Below are 25380 nucleotides of genomic sequence, written 5' to 3' on the forward strand. Positions count from 1 at the left end.
AGGATTAGCGCGCGGAAATTGCGTCGACGACGGCGGCCAGCGCGGCGCCAACCTTTCCGGCGTCGGTCCCTCCACCCTGGGCAACATCGTCCTTGCCGCCACCGCCACCGCCGAGAACGCCGGCGGCGATCCGGACCAGCGCACCGGCTTTGACGCCGGCCTCCCTGGCTGCCTCGTTGGTGGCCACCAGGATCAGCGGACGGTCGTTGGCGACACCGGCGACGGCAACCGCGGAGGCCGCCGAGCCGAGCCGGTTGCGCAGGTCCAGGGCCAGGCCGCGGAGGTCGTCGGCTCCGCTGACGGTGCCGGCGTCGTGGGCCAGCACCTTCACTCCCCCCGCGTCCTTGGCCGTGTCCACCAGCCGCGCGGCAGAGGCGGCCAACTGTTCCTTGCGGAGCCGGTCCAGTTCCTTCTCGGTGGCCTTCAGCTTGGCCAGCGTGGCAGAAATCCTGTCGGCGAGCTGGGCGGACGGGACTTTCAGCAGGTCGGTCAGTTCGGTCACCAGGGCCCGCTCGGCGGCAAGGTGGCGGAAAGCTTCCATGCCCACGAAGGCTTCCACGCGCCGGTTGCCTGAACCGACGGACTGTTCGCCCAGGAGGGACAGGCTGCCGATCAGCGAGGTGTTGGCAACGTGGGTGCCGCCGCAAAGCTCGCGCGACCACGCGCCGTCGATTTCCACCACGCGTACTTCGCTGCCGTAGTTCTCGCCGAAGAGGGCCATGGCACCCATGGCCTTCGCCTCGGCCAGGCCCATGATCTTCGTTTCCACCGCGTAGTTGTTGCGGATGGCAAGGTTGGACACCTCTTCGATTTCCGAACGCGTCGCCGTGCTCAGGCCTTCGCCCCAGGCAAAGTCGAAGCGCAGGTAGCCGGCCTTGTTGAAGGAGCCGCGCTGGGTGGCCTCCGGCCCGAGGATCTGGTGCAGGGCGGCATGCACGATGTGCGTGCCCGTGTGGGCCTGCTCGGCGGCGTGCCGGCGTTCACGGTCGACGGCGGCGCGCACCAGCGAGTCCGCGCCGATCTCGCCTTCGCGGACGATCGCCTTGTGTACGCTCAGGCCCTTGATGGGGCGCTGGACGTCCAGGACCTCGACGACGAACCCGTCACCGGTGATGAGGCCGGTGTCGGCAGCCTGGCCGCCGGCCTCGGCGTAGAACGGGGTTTCGGCGAGCACGAGTTCGATTTCGTCGCCGGTGGCAGCCTGCTGGACCTTGCGTCCGGCGCTCAGGAGGCCGCGGACACGGGACTCGCCTTCGAGTTCGGTGTAGCCGGTGAAGACCGTCTCACCCTGGCCCAGGAGCTCCTGGAACACGGTGACGTCTGCGTGGCCGCCCTTCTTGCCCTTGGCATCTGCCTGGGCGCGCTGGCGCTGTTCCTGCATCAGGCTGCGGAAGGCAGCCTCGTCAACCTTCAAGCCCGCCTCTTCGGCCATCTCGAGCGTGAGGTCGATGGGGAAGCCGTAGGTGTCATGGAGGGTAAAGGCGTCCTCGCCGGACAGCGGCTTGTTGGCTGCCTTGGATTCCTTCACGGCGTCCTCAAGCCGCGCAGTCCCGGACGCAATGGTGCGCAGGAACGCTTTCTCCTCGGCGTAGGCGATGCGGCTGATCCGGGCGAAGTCGGTGTCAACGACGGGGTACACGCCCTTCATGGCATCCCGCGACGCCGGCAGCAGCTCCGGCAGGCAGGCCTGTTCGACGCCCAGCAGGCGCATGGAGCGCACGGCACGCCGGATCAGGCGGCGCAGGACGTAGCCGCGGCCCTCGTTGGACGGGGTGACGCCGTCGGAGATCAGCATCAGGGCCGAGCGGATGTGGTCGGCCACAACCCGCATCCGGACGTCGTCCGTGTGGTGGGGGTCCTCGGGAGTCTCAGCGGAGGTGTACTCCTTGCCGGAGAGTTCCGCGGCCTTGTCGATGACCGGCCGGACCTGGTCGGTCTCGTACATGTTCTCGACACCCTGCAGGATCATGGCGAGGCGTTCCATGCCCAGGCCCGTGTCGATGTTCTTCTTGGGCAGCTCGCCCACGATGTCGAAGTCCACCTTGGAGCGCACGTTCTCGATCTGGTACTGCATGAACACGAGGTTCCAAATCTCGATGTAGCGGGTCTCGTCAGCCAGCGGGCCGCCTTCGATGCCGTAGGCCGGTCCGCGGTCGTAGTAGATCTCCGAGCAGGGCCCGGCCGGACCCGGCTGGCCGGTGGACCAGTAGTTGTCCGACTTGCCCATCCGCTGGATGCGTTCAGCGGGGACGCCGGTGTTCTTGAGCCACAGTTCCTCGGCTTCGTCGTCCTCTTCGTAGACGGTCACCCACAGCCGCTCGGGCGGAAGGCCGTAGCCGCCGTCGTCAACGCTCGTGGTGAGCAGCTCCCACGCGAACTTGATGGCGTCTTCCTTGAAGTAGTCGCCGAACGAGAAGTTGCCGCACATCTGGAAGAAGGTGCCGTGCCGGGCCGTCTTGCCCACTTCTTCGATGTCACCGGTGCGGATGCACTTTTGCACGCTGGTGGCACGGGAGTAGGGCGGTTCCTCACGGGCGGTGAGGTAGGGGATGAACGGGACCATGCCGGCCACCGTGAACAGCAGCGAGGGGTCGCTGGAGACCAGCGATGCGGAGGGAACCGCGGTGTGGCCCTTGCTGACAAAAAAGTCCACCCAGCGCTTAGTGATCTCCTGCGACTTCATGAGCTGTTTTCTTACCCTTCGTGGTCCGCGGCTCCTGCCGGGCGCGGAAAATTAATTCAGGTGGCGGGATCCGGGATTGGTTCCTGCCGGTTTTCGTTGGCTGCTGTTGCTTGCCCCGGGGCTCAGCGGCGCACCAGTTCCGCGGAGTCGACGCCCAGTGCGGCGCGGAGGTCGGTCTCACGCTCGCGCATCCCGGCCCGGACGGCATCAGCGAAGTCGTAGACGCCGTCTGCCAGGCGCCCAACAGCACGGTTGAGGCCTTCGGGTCCGAGGTTGGCCTGCGCCTCGGTGACTTTACGGAACGCGATGACGCCGATGGCCACGCCAATTCCCATCCAAACAATTCTTTTCATGTTCGTTCTTTTCGAATCTAGCGGCTGCGGCGGCCGGCTGCGGGCTTCCTGCGGTTCGCGAAGGCACTGCGCACGCCGTAGCTGAACGCGGCCACCTTGATCAGCGGCGAACCCACCGTGGCGGCGACCAGCGAAGACAGGGCGGAAATGTTGGCGGACGCATCCGAGACGTTGGACGAGATGCCGTCGACCTTCTTCAACTGCTGGTTGGTGGTCGAAACGGTGGCGGTGACCTCGTCCATCAGGGGCGTGGCGCCGTCACTGATGGACTTGATGGCGGTGCGCACCTCGTCGAACACACTTCCCAGCTTCAGGATGGGTACCGCGAGCAGCAGCACCAGGAGCGCGAACACCCCGGCAGCGATCAGGCCGGCAATATCGCCACCAGACATAGACGTTCATCTCCTCGAAATTCCGTGGTCGGGTTCCATCCTGGCCGGGCCCGGAAGGCCCGATGCGCAGATGTCCCCCAAGTACCTTACATACAAAGAAGCCCGTGGCGCTTGCCACGGGCTTCTTTGGATACGCTGCTGGGATTTAGCGTGCGTAGAATTCGACGACGAGCTGCTCTTCGCAGGTCACCGGGATTTCCGAACGCTTGGGGCGGCGGACCAGGCGGGCCTGCAGGGCTTCCAGCTTGACGTCCAGGTAGGCCGGAACGGCAGGCAGGACGTCGCGGTGGGCACCGGCGGCGGCAACCTGGAGCGGAACCATGGTCTCGCTGCGGCTGTGGACGTGGACCAGCTGGCCCTCGCCGACGCGGAACGACGGACGGTCAACGCGGACGCCGTCAACCATGATGTGGCGGTGCACAACCAGCTGGCGGGCCTGGGCGATGGTGCGGGCGAAGCCGGCACGCAGGACCAGGGCGTCAAGGCGCATTTCGAGCAGTTCGATGAGGTTCTCACCGGTCAGGCCCTTGGTGCGGCGGGCTTCTTCGAAGGCACGGGTCATCTGTGCTTCGCGGATGCCGTACTGGGCGCGCAGGCGCTGCTTTTCGCGCAGACGTACGGCGTAGTCGGAGTCCTGCTTCTTGCGGGCGCGGCCATGCTCACCGGGGCCGTACGGGCGGCGCTCCATGTACTTGGCGGCCTTGGGGGTCAGAGCGATGCCGAGGGACCGCGAGAGGCGGGCCTGACGGCGAGCACGAGTGTTGTTAGCCACTTGTGTCCTTCCAATATCTGCGGTGTGTCAGTGTTACTGGCCTCCACGATGGAGAGCATCGGCCAACCGCTGCCTTTTGCTACTGGGCACAGGGCATAACCTTCTCAACGGTAAAATTGGGGAGATTGTGCGCCGGGCCTTGCCAGACAAACATATAGCCTACCACGGCAGCTACGTGCCCCTCACAATCTTCCGCAGCCGCTCCAGCCGCACGGCGATGTCCCGTTCGGCTCCATTGCCCGTTGGCTGGTAGTAGTCCCGCCCCACCAGGTCATCCGGCGGATACTGCTGGCTGGCCACCCCGTGCGGAGCATCGTGGGCGTACTTGTAGCCCACACCATGGCCCAGCTGCTTGGAGCCCGGATAGTGTGCATCGCGCAGGTGGGCGGGGATTCCGACCCCGAGGCCGGCCCGCACATCGGCGATCGCCTTGTTGATGCCCATGTAGGCGGCGTTGGACTTCGGCGCGGTGGCCAGGTGGACCACAGCCTCGGCCAGGATGATCCGCCCTTCCGGCATCCCGATCAGCTGCACTGCCTGTGCTGCGGCCACCGCCGTCTGGAGCGCGGTGGGATCCGCCATGCCCACATCCTCTGCCGCGGAAATGACGATCCGCCGGGCGACGAACCGGGGGTCCTCCCCCGCTTCGAGCATCCGCGCGAGGTAATGCAGTGCGGCATCCACGTCGGAGCCCCGGATGGACTTGATGAAGGCGCTGGCCACGTCATAGTGCTGGTCGCCGGCCCGGTCGTACCGCACCGCGGCTGCGTCCAGGGCACGCTCGGTGTGGCGCAACTCCACCGTGACCGGCTCGGTGGTGCCGCTGCCCTCCGGGACAGAACGTTCGACGTCGTCCGCGTCGCCGAAGGCAACCCCCGCCGCGGCTTCCAGCGCCGTCAACGCCCGGCGGGCGTCGCCGCCGGAGAGCCGGACCAGGTGGTCAAGGGCCTCGTCGCCAAGCCTGACCTTGCCGCCGAGACCGCGGGGGTCTTCCACGGCCCGCACCAGCAGGCCCTCTATATCGGCGTCCGTGAGTGGCTTGAGCGTCAGGAGCAGGGACCGTGACAGCAGCGGGGAGACCACGGAAAAGGACGGGTTCTCGGTAGTGGCCGCCACCAGGACCACCCAGCGGTTTTCGACCCCTGGCAGCAACGCATCCTGCTGGGCCTTGTTGAACCGGTGGATCTCGTCCAGGAAGAGCACGGTGGTGGTCTTGTAGAGGTCGCGGGCCGTCAGGGCGTCGTCCATGACGCGCCGGACGTCCTTGACCCCTGCCGTGATGGCGGACAGTTCAACGAATTTTCGTCCGGGCCCGCGGGCAATGACATGCGCAAGGGTGGTCTTGCCGGTGCCCGGGGGTCCCCACAGGATCAGCGAGCTGGGACCAGCCGGGCCCGCGGCGTCGGCCCCCGCCGCCAGCTGCCGCAGGGGTGAGCCCTGGCCGAGCAGGTGCTGCTGGCCCACCACCTCATCCACGCTGCGCGGCCGCATGCGCACCGCCAGCGGGCTCCGCGGCGATCCCTGTCCGCGTGCACCCTGTCCTCGCGCGCCTTGTGCTCCGGTACCGGCGTCTGCCTCGGCGACGGCATCGTCGTCGTCGTCGTTTTCTGGGCCGTGCCCGAAGAGATCATCCACATAGATAGGCTACTTCCAGTCCCCTCCTGCATTTTCCCGCCCCCACCACAGCGAAGGAACACTTATGCCCGCCACCGCTTCCGCCGGCGGCCCGCCATCGGTCCGGACGGCATTCGTGGCCGGCGCCCGGCTGGCCGGCTGGGTGGAACGCTTCGGTTCCTCCCACGGCGGCTTCCGGTTGCGGGATGACGACGACGGCCTCCGGCTTTTGGCCGCTGACGGCACTGAGGCGCTCCTGCAGGCGCCGTGGCCGGCTGACGGCCGTCCCGGACGCGGCAACGGCCCGGTGGATCGGCTGGCCGCCCTTGCGTCCCAGCCGCGCCGGCTGGGACTGCTCCTGGTGCGTCGGGGCGGCTACGGCGTCGGGGTGGCATGCGAAGGCATGCTGCTGGCGTCCAAGGCCGGGACCCGGTACGTTCAGTCGCGTACCGCGGCGGGCGGCCAGTCCCAGCAGCGGTTTGCCCGGCGCCGTTCCAACCAGGCGGATGCCTTGGTGGCCTCCGTGGCGGAACAAGCGGCTGGGGTATTCGGTGGTGCGCCGTTCGAGTACGTGGTGCCGGGCGGTGACCGGGCCCTGGCTGACCTTGTCCTGCAGCAACCGCCGTTGCGGCCCTATCTCCCGCTGCCCCGCCTCGCATATCTCGACGTCATTGAGCCGCGGGCGGCCGTGCTGAAGAAGGCCGCGGCGGACGCCTGCTCCGTCCGGGTCCAGGTAACCGACCCGTCCGGCTAACGTGGGCCGCCGCCTGGTCAGCAGCCCGTCAGCGGCCGGCGGGGCCGCTCCTGGCGGTACAGGTAGCGCCCGTACTCACTGAAGCCCGCCCTTGAATAGAGCTCCCGGGCACCATGGTTCTGCGCCGTCACCAGCAGCCAGAAGTCCGTCATACCGTGGTCGACGCCGGCATGCAGCAGCGCATGGAGAATGGCTGCCGCAAACCCCTTGCGGCGCGCGCCAGTCCGTGTGGCCATGCCATACACCCCACCGAGGGTGCTGCCGGCAGGCATGGCAAGGCGTCCGACGGCGGCGGGGCGGCCGTCGCTGTCCCGCGCCAGGGCGTACAGCGACGGGCAACCTTCGAGGATTGCCCGTGCGGTGCCCAAGGCATCCTTGCCGCCGCGGCCGTCCACCTCCCACCAGACCCGCAGCCAGTCCTCGGACGGCATCGGTGCCAGTTCAACCGCCGCGCCGTTATGGCCGCCTTCAGGGGTACCGCCCGCGGCCGCGCTGCGTGTCATGACCACGGTCTCGGACTGGCGGGTGAACCCCTCGGCGTCGAGCAGGTCCTGGAGCGCTGCCGTGGCGGGGTGGTCGAACAGTTGGAAGATCACGGGCAGCCGGCGGAGGCGGTACCAGGCCCTTGCTTCGGCGAGCAAGGCGGCCAGGTCGCCGTCGGAGTGGCCGTCCTCCAGGACACGCGGCCAGATGGAGTTGGCCCGCTGCGCGACGCCATCCGCCGCCCGGAGCACCCAGTTTCCGGCCTCCTGCCGTTCCCGGGCCGGCCACGCTGCATCCATGGCAGATTCGAGTTCCAGGGCACTGGGTTTCACATCGTCCGGGCTCGCCACCGGCATTCCTTCCTTAACGGCCGAAGGTCCCCCGGTTTCCCCGGGGAACCTTCGGTGACGGACGGCGCCCTGCGGCTGCCGTCCTTCGTCTACTTCTTTTCTTCCGGCTTCTTAGCCTCCGGCTTGAAGTCCACGCCGGCCTCTTTGCGCTGCTGCGGCGTAATGGGCGCCGGAGCCTCGGTCAGGGGGTCATGGCCGCCGCCGGACTTCGGGAAGGCGATGACGTCGCGGATGGACTCCACGCCGGCGAGCAGCGAAACAACGCGGTCCCAGCCGAAGGCGATGCCGCCGTGCGGGGGTGCGCCGTACTTGAAGCCCTCCAGCAGGAAGCCGAATTTGGTCTGCGCGTCTTCCTTGTCCAGGCCCATGAGCTCAAAGACCCGTTCCTGGACCTCACGCTGGTGGATACGGATGGAGCCACCGCCGATTTCGTTGCCGTTGCACACGATGTCGTAAGCGTAGGACAGCGCCGATTCCGGGTCCTTGTCAAAGGTGTCCAGGAACTCGGGCTTCGGTGAGGTGAAGGCGTGGTGGACGGCGGTCCACTTGCCGGCACCGACGGCGACGTCACCGGAGGCGATGGCGGCGGCGGCAGGCTCGAACATGGGTGCGTCCACGACCCAGCAGAAAGCCCATGCGGTGGGGTCGATCAGGCCGGTGCGGTGGCCGATTTCCACGCGCGCGGCGCCCAGCAGGGCACGCGATGGCGTCTTCTCGCCGGCGGCGAAGAAGATGCAGTCGCCGGGCTTGGCGCCGACGGCGTCGGCCAGGCCGGCGCGTTCGGTGTCGGTGAGGTTCTTGGCCACGGGGCCCGCGAGTTCGCCGTCTTCCTTGTAGAGGACGTAGGCCAGGCCTTTGGCGCCGCGCTGCTTGGCCCATTCCTGCCAGGCATCCAGGGCGCGGCGTGCCTGCGAAGCGCCGCCGGGCATCACGACTGCGCCGACGTAGGGGGCCTTGAAGACGCCGAAGTTGGTGTCCTTGAAGAATTCGGTGAGCTCGGTCAGTTCCTGCCCGAAGCGAAGGTCAGGCTTATCGGAACCGAAGCGCGCCATGGCGTCCGCATAGGTGATGCGCTCGATGGGGGTGGGGATGTCGGCACCGATGAGCTGCCATACGGCCTTGACGATGTTCTCGCCCAGCCGGATGATGTCGTCCTGGTCCACGAAGCTGGCCTCGATGTCCAGTTGCGTGAATTCCGGCTGGCGGTCCGCGCGGAAGTCCTCGTCCCGGTAGCAGCGGGCGATCTGGTAGTACTTCTCAAAGCCGCCCACCTGCAGCAGCTGCTTGAACAGCTGCGGGGACTGTGGGAGGGCGTACCAGGAACCCGGTGCCAGGCGGGCCGGAACCAGGAAGTCGCGGGCACCTTCCGGCGTGGAGCGGGTCAGCGTCGGGGTCTCGATCTCCACGAAGCCCTCGTCGTGGAGCAATTCACGGGCCACGCGGTTGGCCTCGGAGCGCAGGCGCAGGTTCCGGCTGGGGCCCGGACGGCGGAGGTCGAGGTAGCGGTGCTTGAGGCGCGCTTCCTCGCCCACCTCGACGTGCTCGTCAATCTGGAAGGGCAGCGGGTCCGACGTGTTGAGGATGGTGACGTCCTCGGCGATGACCTCGATCTCGCCCGTGGCCAGCGCCGGGTTCTCGTTGCCCTCGGGGCGGCGGGAAACAGTGCCCTTGACCTGCAGGACGTACTCGTTGCGCAGGCCATGGAAGACCTCTTCTTCACGCACCACCACCTGCGAGACGCCGGAAGCATCGCGCAGGTCCACGAAGGCCACACCACCGTGGTCACGACGGCGGCCCACCCAGCCGGCCAGGGTTACGGTTTGTCCAATGTGCTCGGAACGGAGGGATCCGAGGTCATGTGTGCGCAGCACAGCACGCCTTTCTGCGGGAAAACAGTGGGAAGTTCAATATGATCGTTCCGGGAACGATCCCGTCCGAGTTTACCCGCTGGAAAGGTACTGCCGCCTCATGGCCCAACCCCAGCAGCTCCAACGCCGGCTCGGCGCCTTCGATGCCACCGCCATAGGCCTTGGCTCCATGCTGGGCGCCGGCGTGTTCGTGGTGTTTGCCCCCGCCGCAGCCCTGGCCGGCAACCTGCTGGTCTGGTCCGTGGTCCTCGCCGGTGTCGTGGCCTACTGCAACGCGGTTGCCTCCGCGGCGCTGGCCGCACGGTACCCCACCAGCGGCGGCACTTATGTTTACGGCCGGAAGCAACTGGGTGAGTGGCCCGGCTTTGTCGCCGGATGGGGATTCGTCACGGGCAAGACCGCGTCCTGCGCGGCCATGGCCATGACCTTCGGCAGTTACGTGGCACCGGGCTATGCCGTGCCGGTGGCCGTCGCTGCCGTGGTTGCCCTGACCGGCATCAACCTCTTGGGGATTACCCGCACCGCCCAGCTCACGCGGATCCTGTTGTGTGTGGTCGTGGCGACGCTGGTGTTCGTCGCCGTTGCCGCAGTCCTTGGACCGCATCCTGCGGCGGACGCGGCCGGTCCGGGTTCCGGTGGCCCGGCCGGGGTCCTTCCAGCGGCCGGGCTGATGTTTTTCGCCTTCGCCGGGTACGCGCGGATCGCCACGCTGGGCGAAGAAGTCAAAGATCCCTCCCGCACCATTCCACGGGCCATTCTGGCCGCGCTGGCCTCTGCCTTCACCATCTACCTGTTGCTGGCCCTACTCTTGCAGGCCCATCTGGGAGGCCGGCTCGCTGCTGCCGGGACTCCCCTCCTGGACGCGGTATTGGCATCGCAGCTGGCGGCGGGCGCACCACTGGTGCAGGTTGGTGCCGCCGCCGCATGCCTGGGCACCCTGCTCGCGCTGATCACCGGGGTCGGGCGCACGACCCTGGCCATGGCGCGGGAAGGTGACCTTCCCCGCCCCCTGGCCAGGGTGGGCGGGGCGCACACCGTTCCGTTCGTCGCGGAACTGGCCGTGGCCGCCGTCGTGATCCTGCTCCTGCTGACGACGGACGTGATGACCGTGGTGGGCTTCTCAAGCTTCGGGGTGCTGGTGTACTACGCAGTTGCCAACGCGTCCGCCTACACCCTTGCTTCGCATCCGGGCTACGCGCCGCGCTGGCTGAACGCGGCGGGCTTCCTGGGCTGCGTGGTGCTGGCCTTCACGCTGCCGCCGGCTCCTGTGTCGACCATGGCCGCGGTCCTGGCCGCGGGTACGGCCGGCCGTTGGCTGGTGCTGCGCTTCAGGCAGCAGCAGCGCGGCCGGCAGCGCGGCCGCTAGACCGATGCCGGTGCGGCTGTGGTGCTCACCTGGACGGTGAGGTCCTCCAGCGGCGGGGTCCAGGTCTCCGGGGCTGCCACCACCTGTTCACCGGTCCGGATGTCCTTGACCTGGTGCGTGCCGTCGTCGTCCGTGAACCATACGAACGGGATTCCGCGCCGGTCGGCGAACTTGATCTGCTTGCCGAATTTCTCCGCCTTCGCCGCGACCTCCGTGGGGATGCCCCTGCTGCGAAGCAGGGCAGCAACGTCCTGCGCTGCGCCCCAGCTGTCGTCGTGGCTGAGGGCCACCAGCACGGCCGTGGGCACGGAACGGGAGGCCTTGGCCAGGTCCTGGCTGAGGATCCTGGACACGAGGCGGGTGACGCCGATGGACAGGCCCACCCCCGGGAACTTCCGGTTGCCCTTGGACGCCAATGCATCGTAGCGGCCGCCGGAGCAGATCGATCCCAGCTGTTCATGGCCAACCAGGACAGTCTCCACGACAGTGCCCGTGTAGTAGTCCAGGCCGCGGGCGATGCTCAGGTCCGCCAGCACCTTGCCGGGGGCGCGCTGCACGGCGGCATCAATCACCTGCTCCAATTCATCCAGGCCCTCGTCCAGGAGCTCGTCGCTGACGCCCAGGGCTCGGACCTTCGCCACGAACGAGGTGTCTTCCGTGCGGATGGCCGCCAGCTCCAGCGCCTTGGCTGCCTGCTCGTCGGTGGCACCGAGCTCTGTCTTCAGCAGTTCCGCCACCTTGGCGGGACCGATCTTTTCGAGCTTGTCGATGCTGCGCAGCACGCCCGCGGTGTCATCGAGCCCGATCCCCCGGTAGAAGCCTTCAGCCAGCTTGCGGTTGTTGATCCGGAGCCGGAAGTCCGGGATGGGAAGCGCGCTGAGCGCCTCAGCGATCACCAGGGCAATCTCCACGTCGTAGCGGAACGGCAACTCACCGTCGCCCACAACATCGATGTCCGCTTGGGTGAACTCCCGGGCCCGGCCTTCCTGGGGCCGCTCGCCGCGCCACACCTTCTGGATCTGGTACCGGCGGAACGGGAACGCCAGGTACCCGGCGTTTTCCACGACGTACCGGGCAAACGGGACCGTCAGGTCAAAATGCAGGGCAAGGGCGTGTGGATCGGCCTTGCCGCCCTTGACGGGGTTGTCGCCCTCGTCCTCCTGCAGCCTGCTGAGTCCGTACACTTCCTTGTCGATCTCTCCCTTGCGCAACAACTGGCCCACCGTTTCCACGGCGCGGGTTTCGATCGAGGCAAACCCGTGCAGTTCAAAGACCCGGCGCAGGGTATCGAGCACGTGCAGCTCCACCAGCCGCTCCTCGGGAAGCCACTCGGGGAATCCGGACAGGGAGGCGGTGCGTGCCATGGGGAAAGTTCTCCTTACGGTGAAAGGTGCGCCGGGGGCTGCCCGCGCGCCGCTCCAAGGCGACGTTCGGCGGCAGCACAGCCAGCCATGCATAAACTATGTGCGGCAGCCAGTTTATGCGCCATCCGTGTGCATCTCTAATGCAGCGGACCGGCGCTGATGGCGGCCCCACCTGCGCCCGGCGGCCATCCGCCGGGCATCAGCAGCCCGACGACGAGGAGGACCCTTGGCGGCCAGTTCACGCAGTGCCCGCGAAACAAAACGGCGCATCCAGCAAATGGAGGCCAAGCGCGAGCTGCGGCGCAGCCAGGAGAAGCGGCGCAAACGCGACAACCTCGTGGCCGCCGGCGCGGGAGCCGCCGCCGTCGCGCTCGCCGTCGTGCTTCAACTCACCGCCTTCGCCGGAAATCCCACCGAGGACGAATACGCTGCCGCGCAGGCCGGGCTGACCGACCCGTCGGCGTCCGCAAGCGCCTCCGCCACCCCGTCTCCGCAAGTATCCAACGGGGCGAACATTCCCGCAGCCGAGACCGCCGCCGGCAAGACATTCTCCGGTGAGCTGTCGCTGAACGGCAGCCCCCTTGGCGTGGAAGTGGACGGCACCAAGGCGCCCCAAGCGGCCGCAGTGTTCAAGTCACTCAGCGACCAAGGCTTTTTCAACGGCAAGACCTGCCACCGCTTGACCACAGCGGACCAGTTCGGTGTCCTGCAATGCGGCTCCGCCAACGGTGACGGCCAGGGTGACCCGAACTACACCTGGGGCCCCTTGGAAAATGCTCCTGCCGACAACAAATATCCCGCAGGAACCATCGCCGTGGCGCGGAGCGGCAACAACGCCTACGGAAACGGCACGCAGTTCTTCATTGTCTACAAGGACACTGTCATCAATCCTGACTCTGCCGGCGGCTACACGGTGGTGGGCAAAGTGACCTCCGGGCTGGACGCAGTGACCAAGATTGCCGCCGCAGGTATTAAGCCCGGGGCCAGTGACACAGACGGCGCACCGATCCAACCAGTCACGATAGACTCGTTTTCTCTGAAGTAGGACGCCGGGCCCAAGCGGACACGGTGCAGTACGTGAGTATTTCCCTCCAAGCGAAAGACTTTTAGCGGTGACAGACAGTCAGAAATCCGACGAAACAGCAACAGACCTGACCGTGGCGGCGGCCTCGGACACCAGCGAAGGCGCCGGCACCGAAGCAACGAACCCACCGGCATCCGCAGCCCCGGAAGAGGCCGCTCCCGAGGAAACGCCCTCTGCAGCACCTGCTGCGGGCCCCCGGCCTTCCGCGCCTTCTCCTGCCGCGTTTGCGTCGCGCCCGAAGCCTGCTGCAGCCGCTCCTGCCGCCGCACCCGTTCCTGCCGCTCCCAGCACGTCCGTCGCCGAGGCCTCCAAGTGGGGCCGGGTGGAAGGGGACGGCCACGTTTACCTGACGATCGACGGCGGTGAGCACCCGGTTGGGCAGTACCCCGGCGTCAGCGGCGAGGAAGCCCTGATCTACTTCGCCCGGAAGTACGACGACGTCGTGGCACAGATCGTGCTCCTGGAACAGCGGGTCAGCTCCAAGGCTCCCAGCACTGACATGCAGAAGACCGTGACCCACCTGCACGAGCAGCTCGCCGAGCGGAACATGGTGGGCGACCTCCGCGCCGCCGAGGCCAGGCTGAAAAAGCTGGCCGGCCAGATCACGGAACTCGAGAAAGCCGAAAAGGCCGAGCACGACGCCGTCCGCGCCGCCGAACTCGCGGCCAGGGAAGCCATCGTGGCTGAAGCGGAGGAGATCTCCGGCCAGGATCCCGCGCAGACGCAGTGGAAGACTTCCAGTGCCCGGATGAACGAGTTGTTCGAGAATTGGAAGGCCGCGCAGAAGAGCGGTGTCCGGCTGGGCCGCAGCAACGAGGATGCACTGTGGAAGCGGTTCAGGGCTGCACGTACCGTCTTCGACCGCCACCGCAGGGCGTATTTCTCGCAGCTGGACAGCAACAACTCGGCGGCCAAGGCCGCCAAGGAGAAGCTGATCGCCGAGGCTGAGGCGCTGTCCACCTCGACGGACTGGGGCTTCGCCGCCGGCGAGTACCGGCGGCTGATGGACCAGTGGAAGGCATCGCCGCGCGCCAGCCGGAAGGACGACGACGCACTGTGGGCCCGGTTCCGCGCCGCCCAGGACGTGTTCTTCACCTCCCGCCAGGCTGCCAACGACGAGATTGACCAGGAGTACACGGCCAACCTCGCCGTCAAGGAGGAGCTGCTGGCTGAGGCCAACGCGATCCTCCCGGTGAATGACCTCGCGGCCGCAAAGAAGGCACTGCAGTCCGTCCGTGACCGTTGGGAAGAAGCAGGCAAGGTGCCCCGGGCAGACATGGGCCGGATTGAAGCAGGCCTGCGGAAGGTGGAGGACGCCGTCCGCCACGCCGAGGAAGAGCAGTGGCAGCGGTCCAACCCGGAGCGCAAGGCCCGCACCAACAGCGCCCTGTCACAGCTGGAGTCCGCCATTGCAGGGCTCCAGGAGGACCTCGCAAAGGCAGAGAAGAGCGGCGACCAGCGCAAGATCAAGGCCGCCCAGGAAGCCCTCGAAGCCCGCCAGGCATGGCTGGACCAGATCCAGCGCTCGGCCAGCGAGCTGTCCTGACGCTTCCCCTGACTGACGCGGGCCCGGTCCGGTTATCCACATAACCCGGACCGGGCCTGTGCTCGTTAACAGCCATCCGGGCAGGATGGGGACATGGCCACAGCACCAGTTCCTCCGGCTCCCGGGCAACCCAGCACTTCCGTTGCGGGCACTCCCGGTGCAGGCAGCCAACTCCAGGGCACAGACGCCGCCTCAGCGCCCCGTTTTCCGGAGCTCTACGCCCCCGGGGCTCCCTTTGCTGCGCCCGAACTGCAGTCACTCGCCGCCGACGGTCTGCTGGCCCGGTTCCACCAACACGGCTACACCCTGCCCGGGATGCCCGCCTCGCCGAAGCTCCGGGCCCGGGCGGCCGCCGCAGTGGTCCCCGCGGCGGTACGGCAACGTGTGGTGGCCGGCCGGATGACCGCTGCCTGGATCTTCGGTTGTGCCGCGGAACCTGACCGGCTTGCACTGCTGGTGGATACGAAACGGAGGGTATCGAGCCTGCGGAACACGCGCGGCTGCACCCTTCACGAAGTGAAGCTTGGTCCGCTCGATGTCATCAGCCTGGGCGGGCTGATGGTCTCCACCCCGCTGCGGACGGCGCTGGATATTGCCCTCCACGTGGAAGCGGAACGAGCCCTGCCTGCCCTCACGGCCTTACTGGCCAGGCCGCAGCAGGACGTGGGACTCCGGCTGCTTGTCCGTGCCATCGAAGCCACACCCCGGGTTCCCCACAAGCGGGCAGCGCTGGAAAAACTGGCGCTGCTAGCTCCGGCGCTTGTTCCCGGTGGTGCGGTAGACATCGAACACGCCGTCGATCCGTCGGACCGCGCTCAACACGTGGCTGAGGTACTTGGGGTCGCCCATTTCAAAAGCGAACTTTGAGATGGCCACCCGGTCGGTGGACGTGTGGACACTGGCCGCCAGAATGTTCACGTGGTTCTCCGACAAGACGCGGGTGACATCGGAGAGCAGCGATTTGCGGTCGAGCGCCTCTACCTGGATTTCCACCAGGAACACGCTTGACTGGGTGGGCGCCCAGTCAACGTCCACGATCCGGTCGGGCTGGTCCTTGAGGTCCGAGATGTTGGTGCAGTCGGTGCGGTGCACGGAAACGCCCGAACCCCTGGTCACGAACCCGAGGATGGGATCCGGCGGCACGGGGGTACAGCACCGGGCCAGCTTCACCCAGACGTCGCCCACGCCGCGGACCACCACGCCGGAATCGGAGAAGCGGGCCTTGGTGACCTGGGTGGGGATGCTGACCTCTTCGACGTCATCATCGGCGCTTTCGTTGCCGCCCAGGCTCTCGATGAGCTTCTCCATGACGGACTGGGCCGACGTGTGGCCGTCACCCACGCCAGCGTAGAGGCCGGAGATGTCGGTGTACTTGAACTCCTCGGCCACGGCGGCCAGGGCCTCGTGTGTCATCAGCCGCTGCAGCGGAAGGTTCTGCTTCCGCATGGCGCGGGTCAGCAGTTCCTTGCCGCGGTCGATCGCCTCTTCGCGGCGTTCCTTGCTGAACCATTGCCGGATCTTGTTGCGGGCCCGCGCGCTTTTAACGAAGTGCTGCCAGTCCTGGCTGGGGCCGGCGCCCTCGGCTTTCGAGGTGAAGATCTCCACCCAGTCGCCGTGGTTCAGTTCGCTGTTGAGCGGAACCAGCTTCCCGTTGACCCGGGCGCCGATGGTTCGGTGCCCCACCTCGGTGTGCACGGCGTAGGCGAAGTCAACGGGTGTCGATCCCGCCGGCAACGCCATGACCTCGCCCTTGGGGGTGAAGACGAACACTTCGCGGGCGTTGATTTCAAAGCGGAGCGAGTCCAGGAACTCTCCCGGATCGGACGTTTCCTGCTGCCAGTCCACCAGGGAGCGCAGCCAGCCCATGTCGCCGTCGCGCGGGCTCCCGGGGCCGACGGCGGTGCGGTTCGGCTGGTCTTTGTATTTCCAGTGTGCGGCCACGCCGTATTCGGCCCGGCGGTGCATTTCGTGCGTGCGGATCTGGATTTCCACCGGCTTGCCGCCGGGGCCGATCACGGTGGTGTGCAGGGACTGGTACATGTTGAATTTGGGCATCGCGATGTAATCCTTGAACCTGCCAGGCAGCGGGTTCCAGCGCGAATGCATGGTGCCCAGGGCTGCATAACAGTCCCGGACGGAGTCCACCAGGACACGGACACCCATGAGGTCATTGATGTCGTCAAAGTCCTTGTCGCGGACAATCATCTTTTGGTAGATCGAGTAATAGTGCTTGGGCCGGCCGGTGATGGTGGCCTTGATGCGGGCGGCACGCAGGTCCTCGGTGATCTGGTCGCGGATGACGCCCAGGCTCTTTTCCCGCTCGGGGGTCCGGTCCCCCACCATCCGGACAATCTCTTCGTACACCTTGGGATAGAGCGCCGCGAAGGACAGGTCCTCCAACTCCCATTTGATGGTGTTCATGCCCAGGCGGTGCGCGAGCGGAGCGAAAATCTCCAGGGTCTCCCGCGCCTTGCGGGCTGACGACTCAGCGGACACGAACCGCCAGGTGCGCGCATTGTGCAGCCGGTCCGCCAGCTTGATCATCAGCACCCGGATGTCCTTGGCCATGGCGACGACCATCTTGCGGACCGTCTCGGACTGAGCGGCTTCGCCGAAACTGACCTTGTCCAGTTTGGTCACGCCGTCCACCAGCATGGCCACTTCGGGCCCGAAGTCCCGCTTCAGGTCCGCCAGGGTATACGGGGTGTCCTCCACGGTGTCATGCAGCAGGGCCGCTGCCAGGGTGGTGCCGCTGAGCCCTAGTTCTGCCAGGATGGTGGCGACGGCCACTGGGTGGGTGATGTAGGGGTCGCCACTCTTGCGTTTTTGCCCGCGGTGGCTTCGCTCTGCGACGTCGAACGCGCGCTGGATGAGGTCGAAGTCCTCTTTGGGATTGTTGGCCCGGACCGTCCGCAGCAGTGGTTCGAGGATGGGCGAGTATGTGGCCGTCCCCCGTCCGGTCAGGCGGGCAAGCCGGGACCTGGTGCGCTCACGGCGGCCGGGAAACGTGGCGCGCGAGCCTGAATTGTCCACGGGAACCAACGAACCGGGGCGCGCCGAAGATGCCATACCGGCCTGTACACCGGCGGGATTCTTATCATCCTCTGCCGTAGGCGCCGACGCCGATCGTTCTTCCAATGAAGCACCCCTCACCACCATTTAATTACCCCAGTCTATTCCCCAAGGCAGTGACTTTTATAACCGGCCCCGCATATGCGAAGACCGGGCAACGCAGAGGATGCGTTGCCCGGTCTTTCGGGAGTAACGGGTGCCGTCGGCGGCGGATCAGGCTTGGGCCGGCGAGGCCGGAACTGGCCGTTCCGCCGCACCCGCCCGCCGTTGTTCCACGCGCCGCGCCTGCTTGACGAGGTCCGGTTCGCCCTGGCGGAGCCACGCGTACATCGGGGCGGCCACGAAGATGGTCGCGGCGGTGCCGATGAGGATGCCGACGAACAAGGCCAGCGACAGGTCGCGCAGGGTTCCCGCACCCAAAAGCCCGGCCCCGATGAAGAGAATGGCTCCGACGGGGAGGATGGCCACCATCATGGTGTTGATGGAACGGACCAGGGTTTGGTTGACGGCAAGATTGACCTCCTCGCCGAAAGTCCGGCGGGTGGAGGCATCAATGCCGGAGGTGTTTTCCCGGATCTTGTCGAAGACCACCACGGTGTCATACAGCGAGTAGCTGAGAACCGTGAGGAAGCCGATGATGGCCGACGGCGTGACCTCAAAGTCGCTGAGGGCGTAGACCCCGGCGGTGATGAACATCGTCACCGCCATGCCGGCAAGAGCCGACAGCGACATCTTCCAGGTGCGGAAGTAGAGGGCCATCAGCAACGCCGCGAGGAGCACGAAGACCGCCAGGCCGATCAACGCCTGCTTGGTCACGTCAGCACCCCAGGTGGGACCGACGAACGTGGATGTCACTTCGTTGTCGGTGACTCCGTAGGCCGTGGTCAGGCCTTGCTTGATCTTAAGGGTTTCGTCATCGGTCAGCTTGTCGGTCTGGATCCGCATGGTGTTGCCCGCGACGTTCGCCACGCGGGGGACACTGCCGGCCACCACATCGGTGACGGCGCGCTCACCCACGGTGGCGTCGGTCGTCTTAACATTGGAGACCGTGAATTCAGAGCCGCCCCGGAATTCGATGCCGAGGTTGAAGCCGCCCTTGGCCACCGGGATGAGGATGGACAGGGCCACTGCCACAGCGGCGATGAGGAACCAGATCTTCTTGGCGCCCACAAAGTCGTAGGAGCGCTTTCCGGTGTAGAGCTCGTTACCAAAACTGGCGAAGCCTGACATTACTTGTTCTCCTTCGCGGAGGTTTTCGACGAGCCGGCGAGCTGTTCCTGCTTCTCCGCCAGGCGCCGTTCGGCGATGGTCATGCGTCGTTCGGCCTCGGCTGCGGCACCGGCATTCTTGCCGCGCACCGCCATGGGCCGGTCCTCCGGGGTCCGGATGCGACCGGCACCGCGGTACAGCGGCACCGCTCCGAGCCGTTCCGGATCCAGGCCGGAGAACTTATGGCCTTCACCGAAGAACTTGGTGCGCGCCAGGAGCTGCAGCGTGGGGTGCGTGAACATGAACACCACGATGAGGTCGGCGATGGCTGTCAGGCCAAGGGTGAAAGCGAACCCCCGCACGTTGCCCACAGCGACGAAGTACAGGACCAGCGCAGCGAGGAGGTTGACCGCCTTGGAGGCCAGGACGGTGCGCTTGGCGCGCTTCCAGCCGTTTTCGACGGCGGACACCAGGCCGCGGCCCTCACGCAGTTCGTCACGGATGCGTTCGAAGTAGACAATGAACGAGTCCGCCGTCTGGCCGATGGCGACGATAATGCCCGCGACGCCCGCCAGGGACAGCCGGTAGTTCTCGGTCCAGCCAAGGATCGCGATGGCCAGGTAGGTCAGGGCTCCGGCCACCACCAGGGATGCGATGGTGACAAATCCGAGCGCCCGGTACTGGAACAGCGAGTAGACCACCACGAGGAGGAGGCCGATCAAGCCGGCCAAAAGGCCCATACGCAGCTGTTCACCACCGAGGGTGGCCGAAATCTGCTGCTCGCTTTGGATGTCGAAGCTGATGGGCAGGGCCCCAAAGCGCAGCTGGTCGGACAACGCCTTGGCGGTTTGCTCGGTGAAGCCGCCCGTGATCTGCGGGCGTCCGTCAGTGATGACGGCCAGCGAGCGGGGAGCGGAGATGACCTGATCGTCAAGCACAATGGCGAACTGGGACTTGGGATCGGTGCCAGACTCGCCCCCAGCGGCGACGTAGAACTGGTTCAGGCGCTCGGTGACGTCCTTGAACTTGGCCGTGCCTTCGGCGTCGAACTGGATGTTCACGGCCCAGTCATTGGTGACCGCGCCTTGCGCGCCCTGCTGCAGCTGGAAGGACGAGGTGACGATGTTCGTTCCCTTGACCTCCACCGGCCCCAAAATGTACTTGATGGCAGGGGTTTTGGCGGTGGCGGGTTCGCAGGTTACCAATGGCTTGGTGGGATCTGACCGCTGTGATTTCTCGGCTGCGGCGCTGTTGCAGTCCAGCGCTTCGAACTGCTTGTAGATTTCCGGCGTGATCCAGTTGGTGTCGCTGCTGTTGGCCGGCGCAGCGGTCGGCTTGGGCAGCTGGTCGTCCGGGGTCTGTGATTCCGGCGGCACTGCTGCTCCGTCACCGTTGAGGATCACGGGGCGGAAGTTCATGTCGGCGGATGCCTGGATCAGGTTCCGGGTTTCAGCCGACGGCGTGCCGGGAAGGCTGACCACCACGTTGCGGCCGGACTGGGTGCTGATTTCCGCTTCGGAGACGCCGGAGCCGTCCACGCGCTGGCGGATGATCGCCACGGCCTGGTTGAGTTGCTGTTCGTTAATGTCCGAACCACCCTCAACCTTCGGCGCCAGGATCATCTGGGTGCCGCCTTCGAGGTCCAGGGCCAGTTTGGGTGCCCAGCTGGCTTGTCCGGCGATGGTGCCGCCCGCCAGGACGGCGGTCAGTGCTGCCAGGAGTACGCCAAGCCAGACCAGGACGCGCAGCCCTGGTTTCTTGCGGCCAGTTCGTGCCATTGTCGATCTTTCTCTTATTCGCGGAAGAACCGCCGGCGCGGGCTGCAGCCTGCGCCGGCGGCAATCCGCAGCGGTAGAGGGAGGAAAGGAGCCAGCGGGCCTAGCTGTCCTTCTTGCCCTCGTCGTTGAGGCGCTTCAGGGTTTCCTCGGGAGTCTCAGTGCCCGTCACTGGGCTGCCCGTCTCCGGGGTGGTGAGCGAGGAAGCATCGTCGGGGACGGCAGGCGAGGCGGCGGCCGGCTCAGCTGCAGGCTCGACCACCTTGGTCACCGCTTGGCGGTGCACGGTGGCAAGGTTTCCGGGGGACAGTTCAAGGGTGACCTTGTTCTCTGCTTCGTCGATGTCCACGATCCGGCCGAAAAGGCCGAAGCTGGTCATGACCTCCACGCCCGGGGCAAACTTCGACTGGAGCTCTGCCTGCTGCTGCTGCGTCTTCTTGTTGCGGCGGAACATCATGAAGATGAAGACGCCGAGCATGACGAACAGGAGAATTGACATTGGATCCAAGGGGAATTCCGTTCTTTTGCGTGGGTGTTGCCGGTTTTCCAGCGACGTCGGCCTGGCTTCAGCCGGGGCGGGATGTAGATGCAGGCAAAGCCTGACGGTTCCTTCCCCAAGCGACGGAGGCGTCAGGGCCACCGGCGAAACAAAGCGCCGAACGTGCCGGGCGTCATACCAGTCTAAAGGGAAAAGCTGAAGGGAGCCTGCTATTGGCCTTCCGGGGCCCATTCGCCGGCGCCGGCGGCTTCTTCCCCGGAATCGAAAAGGTCCAGCTGTTCCTGCGCGAAGACTCCCGACGGGATGGCGTAGCCCAGGTGCGTCCAGGCGGGCGCCATGGCGATCCGGCCGCGGGGGGTCCGCCCCAGCAGGCCCTCGCGGACCAGGAAGGGTTCCGCCACCGTCTCCACGGTTTCGGTTTCTTCACCGACGGCGATGGCGAGCGTGGACAGGCCTACGGGGCCGCCGCCGAACTTGGTGATCAGGGCCTCAAGGACGGCCCGGTCCAGCCGGTCAAGGCCCTTCTTGTCCACTTCGTACATGTCCAGGGCGGCTGAAGCTGCCCGTGAGTCGATCTGCTCGATGCCGTGCACCAGCGCCCAGTCCCGGACCCGGCGCAGGAGCCGGTTGGCAATGCGGGGGGTGCCGCGGGAACGGCCTGCGATTTCGGCGAAGCCCGCGGAGTTCACTTTCAGGTCCAGCAGGCCGGCGGAGCGCCGCAGGACCAGCTCAAGTTCGGGAACGGAGTAGAACTCGAGGTGGCCGGTAAAGCCGAACCGGTCCCGGAGCGGGCCCGGGAGCAGACCGGCCCGGGTGGTGGCGCCCACCAGGGTGAACGGCGGGAGCTCCAACGGAATGGCGGTTGCGCCGGCTCCCTTGCCCACCACGATGTCCACGCGGAAGTCTTCCATGGCCATGTACAGCATTTCTTCTGCGGGCCGGGACATGCGGTGGATTTCGTCCAGGAACAGCACCTCGCCCTCCGACAGGGAGGAGAGAATTGCGGCGAGGTCGCCGGCATGCTGGATGGCTGGGCCGCTGCTGAGCCGCAAGGGCGCATTCATCTCCGCGGCAACGATCATGGCCAGCGTGGTCTTGCCAAGGCCGGGAGGCCCCGAAAACAGCACGTGGTCCGCCGTCCGCCCGCGCATCCGGGAGGCCTGCAACACCAGGGACAGCTGCTTGCGGACGCGGTGCTGCCCAACGAAATCATCGAGGTTCTTGGGCCGCAGCGCCGCCTCGATGGCCCGTTCTTCCGGCTCCTCCCCCGCTGCAACCAGTGACGGTTCAGCCACGGCTGCCTACGCGGTTGCCTGCCCGGGCGCCGTCCTGGCCCAACCAGCGGAGCGTGGTGCGCAGGATCTCCGGAACATTGCCGCGGAAGGAGACCTCGGGTTCGTCGGCCAAGGCCTTGTCGATGCTGCCAGACGCGTCTTTTTCGGACCAGCCAAGGCTGGTCATCGCGGCGATCACCTGCGGCTTCCAGGCGGCCTCGGCGGGGGTTGCGGCGCCGGCCACGGGAGCGGTCCCGTGCGGAACGAGCTTGCCGGCCAGTTCAAGCACAATCCGGCCCGCCACCTTGGGACCGATCCCCGGAACCTTGGTGAACGTCTTGCTGTCCCCAGTGTGCGCGGCGACGCGGATCGCCTCCGGCTCATGGACCGCCAGCACGGCAAGGGCAAGCCTGGGGCCGACACCGCTGACACTGAGCAGGACGTCGAAAACCTCGCGTTCGTCGTCGGATGCGAAGCCGAAAAGCGTCAGCGAGTCTTCCCTGACGATCAGGGACGTGAAGAGCTGCCCCTGTTCGCCCACCTGCAGCCGGCTGAGGGTCTGCGGCGTCGCGTTCACGCTCATGCCTGCGCCATTGAGGTCGATGACGGCCGTGGACAGGCCGACGTGCGCTACGGTTCCGCGGAGGAAACTGATCAAGGCCGGGCTCCCGTTGTATCGCCGGCCTCGCAGTGAGCACCCGGCTATCCGAACATATCTACGAATACCCTAGCAAGCGGCAGGGACATTCAGCGTGCGCGGCGCGCCTTGGCCTCAGCCTCGGCCCACGCCCGCTGGGCCGGCGTCAAGGACGAACTGCCTGGCCCGGTGGTTGCCACGGCCGCACCGCTTCCGGCCCGCCACGCGTGGGTGATGGCCAGAGCCAGCGCGTCGGCGGCATCAGCCGGCCGCGGCGGCGCCTCGAGGCGGAGGATCTTGGTGACCAGCTTGGTCACGGCGTCCTTGTTGGACGAACCGCTCCCGGTGACCGCCGCCTTCACTTCCGACGGCGTATGCAGGGCCACCGGGATGCCGCGGCGGGCGGCCGCCGCGATGACGACGCCGGACGCCTGCGCCACGCCCATGACGGTGCTGACGTTCAGCTGCGAAAAGACGCGTTCGACGGCGAGGACCTCGGGTTCGTACCGGTCCAGCCACTCGTCGATGGCGGTGGCGATCACCAGCAGCCGCCGGTCCAGCGATTCCTCGGGCGAGGTGCCCACCACACCGACGGCCACCATGGTGGCCCTGCGGTTCCGCTCGACGTCCACCACGCCGATCCCGCAACGGGTCAGGCCGGGGTCGACGCCCAGGACGCGGAGCGTCAACGCCGGTGCCGGGTCTTAGTTGGCAAGGCGGGACGTCACTCTGATTCCAGGGCAGCCTGGACTTCGTCGCTGAGGTCGGCGTTGCTGTAGACGTTTTGGACGTCGTCGAGGTCTTCGAGGGCGTCTGCCAGCTTCAGGAACTTCCGGGCGCCGTCGACGTCGAGTTCCACCTGCATCGACGGGACGAACTCCACCTCGTCGGTGTCGTATTCGATGCCGGCTTCCGTCAGCGCCTCGCGGATGGCCTGCAGGTCACCCGGTTCCGAGTGGATCTCGAAGGTCTCGCCGTTGTCCTTCACTTCCTCGGCGCCTGCGTCCAGCACGGCCATCAGGACGTCGTCCTCGCTCAGGCCGTTCTTGGGCAGGTTAACCACGCCCTTGCGCGTGAAGAGGTAGCTGACCGACCCGGGATCGGCAATGGTGCCGCCGTTGCGGGAGATGGCCAGGCGGACCTCGGAGGCCGCGCGGTTCTTGTTGTCCGTGAGGCACTCGATCAGCAGCGCCGAGCCCTGGGGGCCACGGGCCTCGTACATGATCTCGGTGTAGTCCACCACTTCGCCGGTGAGGCCGGCGCCGCGCTTGATGGCGCGATCGATGTTGTCGTTGGGGACCGAGGTCTTCTTGGCCTTGGTTACCGCCAGTTCCAGGCCCGGGTTGCCCGCGAGGTCCGGGCCGCCCATCCGGGCGGCTACTTCGATGTTCTTGATCAGCTTGGCGAACGACTTTGCGCGGCGGCTGTCAATGATCGCCTTTTTGTGCTTGGTCGTCGCCCATTTGGAGTGGCCTGACATGCTTTACGCTTCTCCTCTGATCATGCGGATAAAAAGTTCGTGTACGCGTTTTTCGCCAGTCACTTCCGGGTGGAAGGAGGTGGCCAGCAGCTGGCCGGAACGCACTGCCACAATTCTAGCCGCCCCGGGCAGCGGGACGGCGTGGGAGGCGTGCTCCGGGTCCGCCGGCTCAACCTGGGCGAGGACTTCCACTCCCGGGCCCACCCGCTCCACCCACGGGCCACGGATGAAGACGGCGTGCACAGGGGCCACCCCGGATTCGGTGGCGCTGAAGTCCAGCCCCTTGAAGTCCAGGTCGGTTTCGAAGGACTCCCGCTGGCGCCCGAACGCGTTGCGGCGGACGGTGATGTCCAGTCCTCCGAATGTCTGCTGTGGGGCGCCGGAGAGATCGGTTGCGGGATCCGCGATGTCCGAGGCGAGCAGGATCATCCCGGCGCACGAGCCGTAGACGGGGAGCCCTTCGGCGATGTACTTCCGGAGCGGATCGGCGAGCTCGAAGGCCCGGGCGAGCTTGTCGATGGTGGTCGATTCTCCGCCGGGGATGATGAGGCCGTCCAGGCCGTCCAGCTCCCGGGGGCGCCGCACCGGCACGCCGCGGGCGCCGGTGGCCTCGGCCGCGTGGAGATGCTCGCGGAAATCGCCTTGCAGGGCCAGGACACCGATCCGCAGGCCTGCTCCCACGCGCGCAGGAGCCGCTGAAGGGGGATTTGTCATCCCTCCAGCATACGGGCCAGGCCCGCCGCCCGCGGTCCGGCAGCACGTTTCCGGCAGCGGTTGCATGCCGTTGCTGGGATATATTCAAAAC

At 66.7% G+C, this 25380-nt stretch carries 22 protein-coding genes; 5 read left to right on the top strand and 17 right to left on the bottom strand.

The annotated features are described in order from the left end of the window. Positions 1-4 precede the first annotated feature (4 nt). The 5 genes from alaS to DFO47_RS10615 form a co-directional block, all read right to left on the bottom strand. Positions 5-2683, bottom strand: a complete 2679-nt coding sequence (gene alaS, locus DFO47_RS10595; protein ID WP_133831597.1) for an alanine--tRNA ligase — start codon at positions 2681-2683, stop codon at positions 5-7. A 122-nt stretch (positions 2684-2805) separates the two neighbouring features. Then, positions 2806-3036, bottom strand: coding sequence for a DUF6167 family protein (locus DFO47_RS10600; protein ID WP_243835433.1), 231 nt, complete (start codon positions 3034-3036; stop codon positions 2806-2808). A gap of 17 nt (positions 3037-3053) precedes the next feature. Further along, positions 3054-3428, bottom strand: a complete 375-nt coding sequence (locus tag DFO47_RS10605; protein WP_018761438.1) for a DUF948 domain-containing protein — start codon at positions 3426-3428, stop codon at positions 3054-3056. 145 nt (positions 3429-3573) lie between these two features. Continuing rightward, positions 3574-4200: a 30S ribosomal protein S4 gene (rpsD, locus tag DFO47_RS10610; protein ID WP_009357431.1), complete on the bottom strand. Its 627-nt coding sequence runs from the start codon at positions 4198-4200 to the stop codon at positions 3574-3576. A gap of 171 nt (positions 4201-4371) precedes the next feature. Beyond that, positions 4372-5835, bottom strand: coding sequence for a replication-associated recombination protein A (locus tag DFO47_RS10615; RefSeq protein WP_133831598.1), 1464 nt, complete (start codon positions 5833-5835; stop codon positions 4372-4374). Positions 5836-5899: 64 nt separating this feature from the next. Between DFO47_RS10615 and DFO47_RS10620 the strand changes: the two genes are divergently transcribed. After that, entirely contained in the window at positions 5900-6568 is a 669-nt protein-coding gene (locus DFO47_RS10620) for an acVLRF1 family peptidyl-tRNA hydrolase (protein WP_018761440.1), read from the top strand. A 17-nt stretch (positions 6569-6585) separates the two neighbouring features. On the opposite strand, the gene DFO47_RS10625 is transcribed toward DFO47_RS10620, so the two are convergent. After that, the gene (locus tag DFO47_RS10625) at positions 6586-7407 is read right to left on the bottom strand and encodes a GNAT family N-acetyltransferase (RefSeq protein ID WP_133831599.1); all 822 of its coding nucleotides are present in this window, start codon (positions 7405-7407) and stop codon (positions 6586-6588) included. Between the two features lie 83 nt (positions 7408-7490). Continuing rightward, positions 7491-9272 carry an aspartate--tRNA ligase gene (aspS, locus tag DFO47_RS10630; protein ID WP_109044539.1) on the bottom strand — a complete coding sequence of 594 codons (1782 nt, stop codon included), beginning with the start codon at positions 9270-9272 and terminating at the stop codon, positions 7491-7493. A gap of 97 nt (positions 9273-9369) precedes the next feature. On the opposite strand from aspS, the gene DFO47_RS10635 reads away from it, so the two are divergent. After that, complete coding sequence (locus tag DFO47_RS10635; protein WP_133831600.1) at positions 9370-10635, top strand: APC family permease; 1266 nt, start codon at positions 9370-9372, stop codon at positions 10633-10635. Here DFO47_RS10635 and hisS read toward each other — a convergent pair. Then, positions 10632-11999 (bottom strand): histidine--tRNA ligase, encoded by a 1368-nt coding sequence (gene hisS / locus DFO47_RS10640; RefSeq protein ID WP_133831601.1) that lies wholly within the window; start codon positions 11997-11999, stop codon positions 10632-10634. The two genes, DFO47_RS10635 and hisS, sit on opposite strands and share 4 nt — an antisense overlap. Before the next feature lie 226 nt (positions 12000-12225). Between hisS and DFO47_RS10645 the strand changes: the two genes are divergently transcribed. The 3 genes from DFO47_RS10645 (at position 12226) to DFO47_RS10655 (ending at position 15496) form a co-directional block, all read left to right on the top strand. Next, positions 12226-13044, top strand: a complete 819-nt coding sequence (locus tag DFO47_RS10645) for a peptidylprolyl isomerase (protein ID WP_018761445.1) — start codon at positions 12226-12228, stop codon at positions 13042-13044. Positions 13045-13111: 67 nt separating this feature from the next. Continuing rightward, the gene (locus DFO47_RS10650; RefSeq protein WP_133831602.1) at positions 13112-14629 is read left to right on the top strand and encodes a DUF349 domain-containing protein; all 1518 of its coding nucleotides are present in this window, start codon (positions 13112-13114) and stop codon (positions 14627-14629) included. Between the two features lie 93 nt (positions 14630-14722). Continuing rightward, on the top strand, positions 14723-15496 hold the full coding sequence (locus DFO47_RS10655; protein WP_231369858.1) for a type IV toxin-antitoxin system AbiEi family antitoxin: 774 nt from the start codon (positions 14723-14725) through the stop codon (positions 15494-15496). On the opposite strand, the gene DFO47_RS10660 is transcribed toward DFO47_RS10655, so the two are convergent. The 9 genes from DFO47_RS10660 to pdxT form a co-directional block, all read right to left on the bottom strand. Further along, positions 15377-17767, bottom strand: coding sequence for a bifunctional (p)ppGpp synthetase/guanosine-3',5'-bis(diphosphate) 3'-pyrophosphohydrolase (locus DFO47_RS10660; protein ID WP_109044694.1), 2391 nt, complete (start codon positions 17765-17767; stop codon positions 15377-15379). The genes DFO47_RS10655 and DFO47_RS10660 overlap by 120 nt on opposite strands. Before the next feature lie 147 nt (positions 17768-17914). After that, positions 17915-18931 carry a protein translocase subunit SecF gene (gene secF, locus DFO47_RS10665; RefSeq protein ID WP_109044535.1) on the bottom strand — a complete coding sequence of 339 codons (1017 nt, stop codon included), beginning with the start codon at positions 18929-18931 and terminating at the stop codon, positions 17915-17917. Continuing rightward, complete coding sequence (gene secD / locus DFO47_RS10670) at positions 18931-20688, bottom strand: protein translocase subunit SecD (RefSeq protein WP_109044534.1); 1758 nt, start codon at positions 20686-20688, stop codon at positions 18931-18933. The genes secF and secD overlap by 1 nt, the downstream gene beginning before the upstream one ends. Before the next feature lie 100 nt (positions 20689-20788). Further along, positions 20789-21184 carry a preprotein translocase subunit YajC gene (gene yajC / locus DFO47_RS10675; protein ID WP_018761450.1) on the bottom strand — a complete coding sequence of 132 codons (396 nt, stop codon included), beginning with the start codon at positions 21182-21184 and terminating at the stop codon, positions 20789-20791. Positions 21185-21393: 209 nt separating this feature from the next. Beyond that, complete coding sequence (ruvB, locus tag DFO47_RS10680) at positions 21394-22479, bottom strand: Holliday junction branch migration DNA helicase RuvB (RefSeq protein ID WP_018761451.1); 1086 nt, start codon at positions 22477-22479, stop codon at positions 21394-21396. Continuing rightward, on the bottom strand, positions 22472-23116 hold the full coding sequence (gene ruvA, locus DFO47_RS10685) for a Holliday junction branch migration protein RuvA (protein WP_018761452.1): 645 nt from the start codon (positions 23114-23116) through the stop codon (positions 22472-22474). Before ruvA ends, ruvB begins: the two co-directional genes overlap by 8 nt. Before the next feature lie 89 nt (positions 23117-23205). After that, a complete protein-coding gene (ruvC, locus tag DFO47_RS10690) occupies positions 23206-23784 on the bottom strand; it encodes a crossover junction endodeoxyribonuclease RuvC (protein WP_018761453.1) in 579 nt (192 codons plus the stop codon). Positions 23785-23819: 35 nt separating this feature from the next. Beyond that, a complete protein-coding gene (locus tag DFO47_RS10695) occupies positions 23820-24575 on the bottom strand; it encodes a YebC/PmpR family DNA-binding transcriptional regulator (RefSeq protein ID WP_018761454.1) in 756 nt (251 codons plus the stop codon). Between the two features lie 3 nt (positions 24576-24578). Beyond that, complete coding sequence (gene pdxT, locus DFO47_RS10700) at positions 24579-25289, bottom strand: pyridoxal 5'-phosphate synthase glutaminase subunit PdxT (protein ID WP_133831603.1); 711 nt, start codon at positions 25287-25289, stop codon at positions 24579-24581. Positions 25290-25380: the final 91 nt, after the last annotated feature.

It is taken from the genome of Arthrobacter sp. AG258, assembly GCF_004364695.1.
Classification (GTDB): domain Bacteria; phylum Actinomycetota; class Actinomycetes; order Actinomycetales; family Micrococcaceae; genus Arthrobacter.